The organism is Streptomyces sp. NPDC047072, from assembly GCF_040643855.1.
Lineage (GTDB): Bacteria > Actinomycetota > Actinomycetes > Streptomycetales > Streptomycetaceae > Streptomyces.
In genome coordinates, this window is record NZ_JBEYVC010000270.1 from 1 (window position 1) to 9,962 (window position 9,962).

8 protein-coding genes are annotated in these 9,962 nt (G+C 71.7%); 4 read left to right on the forward strand and 4 right to left on the reverse strand.

The genetic code is table 11. From position 1 onward, the window contains the following. Positions 1–242: 242 nt before the first annotated feature. Both ABZ896_RS50260 and ABZ896_RS50265 read right to left on the reverse strand, forming a co-directional pair. Positions 243–1,862: a cation acetate symporter gene (locus ABZ896_RS50260; RefSeq protein WP_360945395.1), complete on the reverse strand. Its 1,620-nt coding sequence runs from the start codon at positions 1,860–1,862 to the stop codon at positions 243–245. After that, the gene (locus ABZ896_RS50265; RefSeq protein WP_360945398.1) at positions 1,859–2,215 is read right to left on the reverse strand and encodes a DUF485 domain-containing protein; all 357 of its coding nucleotides are present in this window, start codon (positions 2,213–2,215) and stop codon (positions 1,859–1,861) included. Before ABZ896_RS50265 ends, ABZ896_RS50260 begins: the two co-directional genes overlap by 4 nt. Positions 2,216–2,468: 253 nt before the next feature. Between ABZ896_RS50265 and ABZ896_RS50270 the strand changes: the two genes are divergently transcribed. The 4 genes from ABZ896_RS50270 to ABZ896_RS50285 all read left to right on the forward strand — a co-directional run bounded on the left by ABZ896_RS50270 (position 2,469) and on the right by ABZ896_RS50285 (position 8,142). Next, positions 2,469–3,998, forward strand: a complete 1,530-nt coding sequence (locus ABZ896_RS50270; RefSeq protein ID WP_360945401.1) for a S8 family serine peptidase — start codon at positions 2,469–2,471, stop codon at positions 3,996–3,998. An 83-nt stretch (positions 3,999–4,081) separates the two neighbouring features. After that, positions 4,082–5,650 carry a S8 family serine peptidase gene (locus tag ABZ896_RS50275; protein ID WP_360945404.1) on the forward strand — a complete coding sequence of 523 codons (1,569 nt, stop codon included), beginning with the start codon at positions 4,082–4,084 and terminating at the stop codon, positions 5,648–5,650. A 42-nt stretch (positions 5,651–5,692) separates the two neighbouring features. Continuing rightward, positions 5,693–7,033, forward strand: coding sequence for a CoA transferase (locus ABZ896_RS50280; RefSeq protein ID WP_360945407.1), 1,341 nt, complete (start codon positions 5,693–5,695; stop codon positions 7,031–7,033). A 101-nt stretch (positions 7,034–7,134) separates the two neighbouring features. Continuing rightward, positions 7,135–8,142 (forward strand): CopD family protein, encoded by a 1,008-nt coding sequence (locus ABZ896_RS50285; RefSeq protein ID WP_360945410.1) that lies wholly within the window; start codon positions 7,135–7,137, stop codon positions 8,140–8,142. A 17-nt stretch (positions 8,143–8,159) separates the two neighbouring features. Here ABZ896_RS50285 and ABZ896_RS50290 read toward each other — a convergent pair whose 3' ends face one another. Both ABZ896_RS50290 and ABZ896_RS50295 read right to left on the reverse strand, forming a co-directional pair. Continuing rightward, positions 8,160–9,203, reverse strand: coding sequence for a zinc-dependent alcohol dehydrogenase family protein (locus ABZ896_RS50290; RefSeq protein ID WP_360945413.1), 1,044 nt, complete (start codon positions 9,201–9,203; stop codon positions 8,160–8,162). Between the two features lie 33 nt (positions 9,204–9,236). Continuing rightward, positions 9,237–9,926 carry a lysoplasmalogenase gene (locus ABZ896_RS50295; RefSeq protein ID WP_360945416.1) on the reverse strand — a complete coding sequence of 230 codons (690 nt, stop codon included), beginning with the start codon at positions 9,924–9,926 and terminating at the stop codon, positions 9,237–9,239. Between the last annotated feature and the right edge of the window lie 36 nt (positions 9,927–9,962).

Here is a 9,962-nt window from a genome sequence, read left to right on the forward strand (position 1 = left end):
ACAGCGCAGATTGCAGCGGTCGGTCAGCGAGACCCTCAGGTCGGTGGCCTGCCGGCCGTACGTGTCGATGAGCACGCGGGCCCCCTCCCTCGTCGCGGATCAGTCGTGGCGCATGGTGCGTCCTTTACCTGCGAGCCTACGTGACGTCACTGACATCGACAGGGTCCGATCCCACGACGTACGAGGCGGCCGCGTCGTAGAGACCTACGACGCGGCCGCTCAGAGGCGTTTCGGTGTACGGGTCAGTGGGCGCCGGTGCCGGTCAGGGACCGGACCTCCAGCTCCGCGTACTTGCCCTTGTTCGGCTCCTCCTTCGACAGCAGCGTGCCGACGATGCCGAGCAGGAAGCCGACCGGGATCGAGATGATGCCCGGGTTCTCCAGCGGGAACCAGTGGAAGTCGACGTCCGGGAACATCGAGGTGGGCTTGCCGGAGACGACCGGCGAGAACAGCACCAGGCCGACCGCGGTGACGAGACCGCCGTAGATCGACCACAGGGCTCCGGAGGTGGTGAACCGCTTCCAGAAGAGGCTGTAGATGATCGTCGGGAGGTTTGCCGAGGCGGCGACGGCGAAGGCGAGGGCGACCAGGCCGGCGACGTTCAGGTCGCGGGCGAGGGCGCCCAGCAGGATGGAGACGGCGCCGATGCCGATGGTGGCCCAGCGGGCCGCGCCGATCTCCTGCTTCTCGGTGGCCTGCCCCTTCTTGATGACGTTCGCGTAGATGTCGTGCGCGAAGGACGAGGAGGAGGCGAGCGTCAGGCCCGCGACGACCGCGAGGATCGTGGCGAAGGCGACCGCCGAGATGGTGGCCAGCAGGATCGCGCCCCAGTTGGAGTCGACGCCGCCCAGATGCAGGGCGAGCAGGGGCGCGGCCGTGTTGCCCGCCTTGTTGGAGGCGATGATCTCGTCCGGTTTGATCAGCGCGGCGGCGCCGAAGCCGAGGGCGAGCGTCATCAGGTAGAAGGCGCCGATGAGGCCGATGGCCCACAGGACCGACTTACGGGCGGCCTTGGCGGTGGGCACCGTGTAGAAGCGGATCAGGATGTGCGGCAGGCCCGCGGTGCCGAGGACCAGGGCGATGCCGAGGGAGATGAAGTCCAGCTTGGTGGTGCCGGTGGCGCCGTACTTCAGGCCGGGCTCCAGGAAGGCGGCGCCCTTGCCGCTGTTGTCGGCGGCCGAGCCGAGCAGGTCGGAGACGTTGAAGTTGAACTTCAGCAGCACCAGGAAGGTCAGCAGCAGGGCGCCCGCGATCAGCAGGACGGCCTTGACCATCTGGACCCAGGTGGTGCCCTTCATGCCGCCGATGGTGACGTAGACGATCATCAGGACGCCGACCAGGGCGACGATGCCGATCTTGCCCGCGTCGGAGGTGATGCCGAGCAGCAGCGAGACCAGGACGCCGGCGCCGGCCATCTGGGCCAGCAGGTAGAAGATCGAGACGACGATCGTCGAGGTGCCGGCCGCGGTGCGGACCGGGCGCTGGCGCATGCGGTACGCGAGGACGTCACCCATGGTGTAGCGGCCGGAGTTGCGCAGCGGTTCGGCGACCAGGAGCAGGGCGACGAGCCAGGCGACCAGGAAGCCGATGGAGTACAGGAAGCCGTCGTAGCCGAAGAGGGCGATGGCGCCCGCGATGCCGAGGAAGGAGGCCGCGGACATGTAGTCGCCGGAGACGGCGAGTCCGTTCTGGAAGCCGGTGAACTGCCGTCCGCCCGCGTAGAAGTCGGAGGCGTCCTTGGTCTGGCGTCCGGCCCAGACCGTGATGACGAGGGTTGCGAGGACGAACACCGCGAACAGGCTGATGATCAGCGGCCGGTGCTCGCTGGCCTCGCCCGCGGCCAGGGTGATCGCGGGGCTCATGCGCCGCCCTCCATCCGGGACTTGATCGCCTCGGCCTTGGGGTCGAACTTGGCGGCGGCCACCCGCGAGTACCACCAGGCGATGAGGAACGTGGTCAGGAACTGCGCGAGGCCCAGGATCAGGGCGATGTTGATGTTGCCGAAGACCTTGGTGCCCATGAAGTCGCCCGCGTAGTTGGAGAGCAGGACGTACAGCAGGTACCAGGCGATGAAGCCGACGGTCAGCGGAAAGGCGAAGGAGCGGTAGGAGCGGCGCAGTTCACCGAACTCCGCGCTCTCCTGCACCTCGGTGAACTCCTCGGTGGTGGGGAGTTTGTGTTGCTCTTTCGAGGGGGGCGGTGTCTCGGTGGCCACGGAGTCTCCTCGCGTTGCGGGTGCGGTAGTGACGGGGATCGGGGGCGAGTGTCCTCGCGTTCCCTGCCCAAGGTCACGGCGCCGCGCTGGCACCGGTTCAACTCACTTTGCTGTTTTCCGAACTCGCTTTGAGGAAGTCATTGCTGGCCAGCGACTTCGGGAGATAGCTTCGGCGTGCACCACCCGTCATGTACCTGCCCGAGCGCCACCTGTGTCTCGGGCCGGTTTCGTTTCCGGATGATGTGGAGACCCCATGTCCCAACGACGTTCCAGACGTCGGCTCGCCCTGGCCGTGCCCGTCGTGCTCTCGCTGACCGCCTCGCTCGGCTTCCTGCCGACGGCCGCGTCGGCCCTCCCGTACACGGAGACCACCGCGCAGGCCTCGGACGCGACCGCACTGTCGTACGTCGTCAACACCAGGGCCGACCACCGCACGATCGCGTCGGTGAAGAAGGCCGTCGCCGCGGCCGGCGGCACGGTCGTGATCGCGTACGAGAAGATCGGCGTGATCGTCGTCCACTCGGCCAACCCCGACTTCGGGGCGCAGATCCGCACGGTCCGCGGGGTCCAGTCGGCGGGCGCGACCCGCACCTCCCCGCTGTCGGTCGCCTCGACCACGGACGAGGGCGCCGCGCAGCCGCTCACCGAGGAGCAGGCCGCGAAGATCGAGAAGGCGTCGGCCGCCGAGGCGGGCAGCGAGCCTCTCGAGGCCGACCAGTGGGACCTCAGGGCGATCGGCGCCGACAAGGCCGCGCGGATCAACCCGGGCAGCCGGAAGGTGACCGTCGCCGTGATCGACACCGGCGTCGACGACACCCACCCGGACATCGCCCCGAACTTCTCCGCCGCCCAGTCCGCCAACTGCGACGGCGGTGTCCCGGACACCAGTGAGGGCGCCTGGCGGCCGTACACCGCGGACGACTACCACGGCACCCACGTGGCCGGTGAGATCGCGGCGGCCCGCAACGGCATCGGGGTGGCCGGGGTCGCGCCCGGGGTGAAGGTCGCGGCCATCAACGTGACCGACCCGAGCAACGGTCTCTTCTACCCGGAGAGCGTCGTCTGCGCGTTCGTGTTCGCCGCCGACCACGGCGTGGAGATCACGAACAACAGCTACTACGTTGATCCATGGCTGTACAACTGCATGGACGACCCCGATCAGCGCGCAATCGTTGACGCGGTCAACAGGGCTTCCCTGTACGCCCAGAAGAAGGGCACGCTCAACCTCGCGTCGGCCGGCAACTCCAACGACGACCTCGACTCCGACGCGCTCGTCGACGACAGCAGCCCCGACGACTCCACGCCGGTGACCCGGACCGTTGACCCGCACGAGTGCTTCGACGTGCCGACCCAACTGCCGGGTGTCGTGACGGTGAGCGCGACGGGCGTGAACAACCTCAAGTCGTACTACTCCTCGTACGGTTACGGCGTCATCGACGTGGCGGCCCCGGGCGGCGACCGGCTCTACCAGATACCGGACACGCCGTCGAAGAACGGCCGCATCCTGTCGACCATGCCGAACAACTCCTACGGCTTCCTCCAGGGCACCTCGATGGCCTCGCCGCACGCCGCGGGCGTGGCCGCGCTGCTGAAGTCGACGCACCCGTGGGCGAGCCCGGCACAGCTCCAGGCGCTGCTGAAGGCGCAGGCCGACAACCCGGGCTGCCCGGCCTCCTACGACCAGGACGGCGACGGCACACAGGACGCGACCTGTGTCGGCGGCAAGCGGGTCAACGGCTTCTACGGCCACGGCATCGTCAACGCGCTGCGCGCGGTCAAGTGACCCGCGCGCCCGACGACTTCCGGCGCTCCACCACCACCCGCACGGACCGCTTGTCCCGCGAACGAACTGGAGAGACTTCCACCATGACAGGGCCCCACCAGCGTTATCGGCGCGCGATCGCGATCCCGCTCGGCACGGCCATGGCCACCGCCATGGCGCTGCTGCCGGGTGCCACGGCGTCCGCGGCCGGACTGCCCGGCACCCTGACCGGTGCCACCTCCGCCGTGAACGGCATCCTCGCGGCCGCGACCACGCAGGACGCCACGGCGCTCAGCTATGTCGTCAACGTCCGTCCCGGACACGGTCCTTCGGCGAAGGTGAAGAAGGCCATCGCCGACGCCGGCGGCACGATCGTGACGTCGTACGACCAGATCGGCGTGGTCGTCGTCCACTCGGCGAACCCCGACTTCGCCATGATCATCCGGAAGGTCCCCGGGGTCGCCTCGGCGGGCAACACCCGCAACGCGCCGCTGCCCGCGCAGTCGACGACCGACCTGGGAGCACCGAAGACGCTGAGCGCGTCGGAGGTCGCCGCCGCCGAGGCCGCGTCCGACGCCGCCCAGGACCCGCTGGAGTCGCTCCAGTGGGACCTGCCCGCCATCAAGGCGGACAAGGCGCACGAGAAGTCGCTCGGCAGCAGCAAGGTGACGGTCGCCGTGATCGACACCGGCGTCGACGACACCCACCCCGACCTCGCGCCGAACTTCGACCGGGGCGCCTCCGTCAACTGCGTGACCGGCAAGCCGGACACCACCGACGGGGCGTGGCGGCCGACCGCCGGGGAGAGCCCGCACGGCACCCACGTGGCCGGTGAGATCGCGGCCGCCAAGAACGGCGTCGGCATGACGGGCGTCGCGCCCGGTGTGAAGGTGGCGGGCATCAAGGTGTCGACCACCGCCGGCTACTTCTACACCGAGGCCGTGGTGTGCGGCTTCATGTGGGCGGCCACCCATGGGGTCGACGTCACCAACAACAGCTATTACACCGACCCCTGGTACTTCAACTGCACCGACGACCCGGACCAGAAGGCGCTCGTCGACGCCATCACCCGGGCCACGCGGTACGCGGAGAAGAAGGGGGTCGTCAACGTCGCCGCGGCGGGCAACGAGAACTACGACCTCGCGGCCGACGAGATCACCGACCCGGTCTCGCCGAACGACGCCACCCCCGTGGAGCGGGTCGTCGACCCGTCGAAGTGCTACGACATACCGACTCAGCTGCCGGGTGTCGTGACGGTCGCCGCGACCGGCGCGAAGGGCATCAAGTCGTCCTTCTCCAACCACGGCCTGGGAGTCATCGACGTCGCCGCGCCCGGTGGCGACTCGACGGCCTACCAGACGCCCGCGCCGCCCGCGACGAGCGGTCTGATCCTGGGCACGCTGCCCGGGGGCAAGTGGGGCTACATGGCCGGTACGTCGATGGCCTCGCCGCACGCCGCGGCCGTGGCCGCGCTGATCAAGTCGACGCACCCGTACGCCTCGCCGGCCCTGGTGAAGGCGCTGCTGTACGCGGAGGCGGACGCGACGCCGTGCACGGACCCGTACGACATCAACGGCGACGGCAAGGTCGACGCGGTGTGCGAGGGGTCGAAGAACCACAACGGGTTCTACGGCTGGGGCACGGTGGACGCACTGGACGCCGTCACCAAGTAACACGCCAATATATTGATTCAGTCAATACCGCATAGTGCAGTCATGACTGGAATCAAGTATGTGGTGCGGGAAGGCGCTCTTCAGGGGCGCCTTCCCGTACGTCTGCTGGCGCGGGCCTGTGTGGGCGCGTGTGCCCTGGCCGCCGCGGAGTTGGGCGCACGGCGGGCCGGACTCGACCGGGTGCCGCGGGTGCGGGTGGACGACGGGGCGGTCGCCGCCGCGTTCTCCAGCGAGCGTCAACTGTTGATCAATGGTCGGGCGCCGGTCTCCTTCGCTCCGCTGTCCCGGTTCTGGCGCACGGCGGACGGCTGGGTCCGCACCCACGCGAACTATCCGCACCACCGGGCACGGCTCCTGGACGTGCTGGGCGTGCCGGAGGACGTGGCGGCCGTCGGGGCGGCGCTCGCCGAACGGTCCGCCGCCGAGGTCGAGGAGACCGTGTACGCCGCCGGGGGCCTCGCGGTCGCCCTGCGCACACCCGAGGAGTGGGCGGCGCACGCGCAGGCGGCCGAGGTGGCGCAGCGCCCCCTGGTCGAGCGGGAACGGCTGTCCGGCACGGCACGCGTGCGTACGTTCGCGCCGGTCTCCCCCGCTCCCCTGATGCCGGCCGCCGGACTGCGCGTCCTGGACCTCACCCGGGTGCTCGCGGGGCCCGTGGCCACCCGCACGCTCGCCCTGCTGGGCGCGGACGTGCTGCGGGTGGACGCGCCGGCGCTGCCCGAACTGGCCGACCAGCACGCCGACACGGGGTTCGGGAAGCGGTCGACGACGCTGGACCTGACGGTCGGGGCGGACCGGCGCGCCTTCGAGGAGCTGCTCGGGGTGGCGGACGTGGTCGTCACCGGCTATCGGCCGGGCGCCCTCGACCGGTTCGGGCTCTCGCCGCGGGCGCTGGCCGAGCGGCGGCCGGGGGTGGTGGTGGCGCAGTTGTCGGCGTGGGGCGCGTACGGGCCGTGGGGCGGGCGGCGGGGCTTCGACAGCCTGGTGCAGGCGGCGACGGGGATCGCCGTACTGGAGGGGTCGGCGGAGCGGCCGGGCGCGCTGCCCGCGCAGGCGCTGGACCACGGGACGGGGTATCTGCTGGCGGCGGAGGTGCTGCGGGCGCTGGACGAGCAGGCGGACGAGGGCGGGAGCCGGGTCGTGCGGCTGGCGTTGGCTCGGACGGCCCAGTGGCTCATGGAGCTCGCGGATTCGAGGGAGGCCGACGTCGAGGCCGCAGCCGAGCACCTCTCGTACGACGGCCCCGAGCCCTGGCTGGCCGAGACGGACAGCGCGCTCGGGCGGCTGCGGTACGCGCGGTCGCCGGTCTCCTTCGAGGGCGGTCCGGTGGACTGGGCGCGACCGCCGGGACCTTGGGGGGCGGACACCGCGCGCTGGGCGTGAACCGACAGGCCGGCCGGGAGCGTACCTATGGGCGGAATGCCGTACCGCCAGTTGTTTCCCCGCACTTGCCCGGTTCTGTCGTGACTGGTGAAGATTTCGAGGTGACCTTGATGAGACCTCCCGCCGGGGTGGCCGACGCGCGCGGGCCCGCGCGGCGCCCCGGTGCCGGCCGTGCGGTCGCCGTCGTCGTCCTGGTGCTCCTGGCCGCGCTGATCCCCCTGCTGGGCCCGTCCGCCGCGCTGCACGGCACCGGGGAGGCCGCCGCGCCCGGTGTCGGCGGGGTCGCGCTGCTGCGGGCGGTGCTCTTCGCCGCGCTGGGCGTCCCGCTGGGCGAGCTGTTCGTGGGCCGGTTGGCCCGTGCCCTGCCCGGCGCTCCCGCGACCGCGCCGCGGTCCTGGGCGCCGTACGCGACCGCCGTCGGTTTCGTCGCCGCGCTGGGGCTGGCCTCGGTCGTGGCGACCGGCAATCTGGTGCCGCGCAGTCTCGCGCAGATCGACGTGGGCGGTCTGTACGCGTCCCGGGACGGCAAGCTGGCCCTCCTGGAGGTCAACGCCTTTCTCGTGGCCGCCCTGTGCGCCCGCTCCGCGCGCCCGGCCGTGCAGGTGTGGCCGCTCGCCGCGGTGGTCGTGGCGGAGGCGCTGCGGGCGCATCCCGTGCCCGAGCACAGCCCCTTGGTCGGCTCGGGGCTGACGCTGGTCCATCTGAGCTGCGCGGCGCTGTGGGCCGGTGGGCTGCTCCACGCCCTGCGCACGCTGCGTCACTGGGGTCCCGACGGCCCGGGGGCCGCGCTGCTCGGGCTCTACGCGCGCGTGGCGGCCGTGCTGCTCGCCGCCATCACCGCGACGGGGGTGTGGAGTTCGCTGCGCCGGATGCCGGCGGGCACGGTGCTGGAGCAGCTGACGGACACGGCGTACGGGCGCACCCTGCTGGCCAAGGTGCTGCTCGTGACGGTGGTCGCCGGGCTCGCCCTGTGGGCGCGGCTCCGGCTGCGCCGCGCGACCGATCCGCTGACCGCGTGTGTGCCCGCGAGGGCGGAGGTCGTCGCGCTGGGGATGGTGGTCGTGGTGTCGGGGGTGCTGACGGCGCTGCCGGTGCCGATCCGTTGGTGAGCCGCGGGTCCGGGGCGTCAGTTGGTGACGAGGACCTTGAGGGCCGTGCGTTCGTCCATCGCCTTGTAGCCGTCCGGGACGCCCTCCAGGCCGACGGTCAGGTCGAAGACCGGTGAGGCGTCGACCCTGCCGGCCAGGACGTCGGGCAGCAGTTCGGGGATGTAGGCGCGGACCGGGGCGACCCCGCCGCGCAGCGCGATGTTCCGGTCGAACATGACGCCGAGGTCGAGGCCGGTCCCGCTGCCGTGCGGGACCCCGACGAAGCCGATGGCGCCGCCGTCGCGGGTGATGTTGACCGCCGTGCTCATGGACTGCTCGGTGCCGACGGCCTCGACCACGGAGTGCGCGCCCTGGCCGCGGGTGAGTGCGCGGACCGCCTCGACGGCCGCCTCCCCGCGCTCGGCGACGACGTCGGTGGCGCCGAAGCGGCGGGCGATGTCGGTGCGGCCCTGGTGGCGGCCGAGCGCGATGATCCGCTCGGCGCCGAGCCGCTTGGCGGCGAGCACCGCACACAGGCCGACGGCTCCGTCGCCGACGACCGCGACCGTGACGCCCGGGCGGGCGCCGGCGCCGAGGGCGGCGTGGTGGCCGGTGCCCAGGACGTCGGAGAGGGTCAGCAGGGAGGCCAGCAGGTGGTCGTCGGAGGCGGCTTCCTTGGGCAGTTGTACGAGGGTGCCGTCGGCGAAGGGGACACATACGGCCTCGCCCTGGCCGCCGTCGGAGCCCACGGAGCCCCAGAAGCCGCCGTGCTCGCAGGAGGTGTGCAGTCCCTCGCGGCAGTAGTCGCAGACGCCGTCGGACCACACGAAGGGGGCGACGACGAGGTCACCGCGCCTGATGGTGTTCACCTCGGAGCCGGTCTCCTCGACCACGCCGAGGAACTCGTGCCCGATGCGTTGGCCCGGCTGCCGGGCCGACTCGCCGCGGTAGGCCCACAGGTCGCTGCCACAGACGCAGGCGCGCAGCACGCGGACCACGGCGTCGGCGGGCCGCCGCACCACGGGGTCGGGCACGTCCTCCACGCGCATGTCGTACGGGGCGTGGATGGTGGTGGCGCGCATGACGGGGTTTCTCCTACGGTGTCGCCGGTTCGCTCAGGGGGTGGTCGAGCGCCTCTCACCGTACGTCGGTCCCGGTGCCGGGCGCCCTTCGAGGGCTCGTAGTGTGCCAGTGACCAGCAGGAACTGCGCGGCGATATACGTGAGCATGATCCAGAGGTCGGGGCGTGGGAGCTGCGGCCAGTCGGCGACGCCGGTCGCGATGAGGGTGTCGGAGAGCAGGAAGAGGACACCGCCGAGCCCGGGGACGAGACCGGTGCGGGTGGCCGCGGTGTACGCCATGGCCGTGAGCAGGGTGCTGTAGGCGGCCACGGGGACGCGGAGGTCTGGTGGCAGGTCCGGCCACAGCAGGGCGACGGTGGTGACGAGGGCAGTGGCGTAGACGGCGGTGATGGCGGGGACGGGGGCGAGCGTGCGGGCACGCGCGCGTGGAGGGCCGTGACGCCGGAAGAGGACGACGTAGCAGACGTGGCCGGCCGCGAAGGAGGCCATCCCGGCGAGGAAGGCGGGGTCCGCGTCGGCCAGCAGGAAGACGTCGCCGCCCCAGCCGCACAGGAGCGCGGCGACGAGGAGCCGGGGCGCGCCGCGGACCGCCGCGTGGGCGGCGAGGAGCGGCATCAGGAGCGGCTTGGCGAGGGCGTGGCCGAGGTCGTAGCCGACGGCGAGGGAGAGGAGGTCGGCGAGGGCCGCGGCGGAGAAGGCGAGGGGGCGTCCGGTGCGGGCCACATGACCTCCTTGACGGCGGATCAGCCGCTCGATAGC

Excerpts from the sequence above, each read along its gene's own strand:
- ABZ896_RS50280 (WP_360945407.1), top strand. The coding sequence starts at position 5,693 with ATGACTGGAATCAAGTATGTGGTGCGGGAAGGCGCTCTTCAGGGGCGC.
- ABZ896_RS50290 (WP_360945413.1), bottom strand. The coding sequence starts at position 9,203 with ATGCGCGCCACCACCATCCACGCCCCGTACGACATGCGCGTGGAGGAC.
- ABZ896_RS50260 (WP_360945395.1), bottom strand. The coding sequence starts at position 1,862 with ATGAGCCCCGCGATCACCCTGGCCGCGGGCGAGGCCAGCGAGCACCGG.
- ABZ896_RS50270 (WP_360945401.1), top strand. The coding sequence starts at position 2,469 with ATGTCCCAACGACGTTCCAGACGTCGGCTCGCCCTGGCCGTGCCCGTC.
- ABZ896_RS50275 (WP_360945404.1), top strand. The coding sequence starts at position 4,082 with ATGACAGGGCCCCACCAGCGTTATCGGCGCGCGATCGCGATCCCGCTC.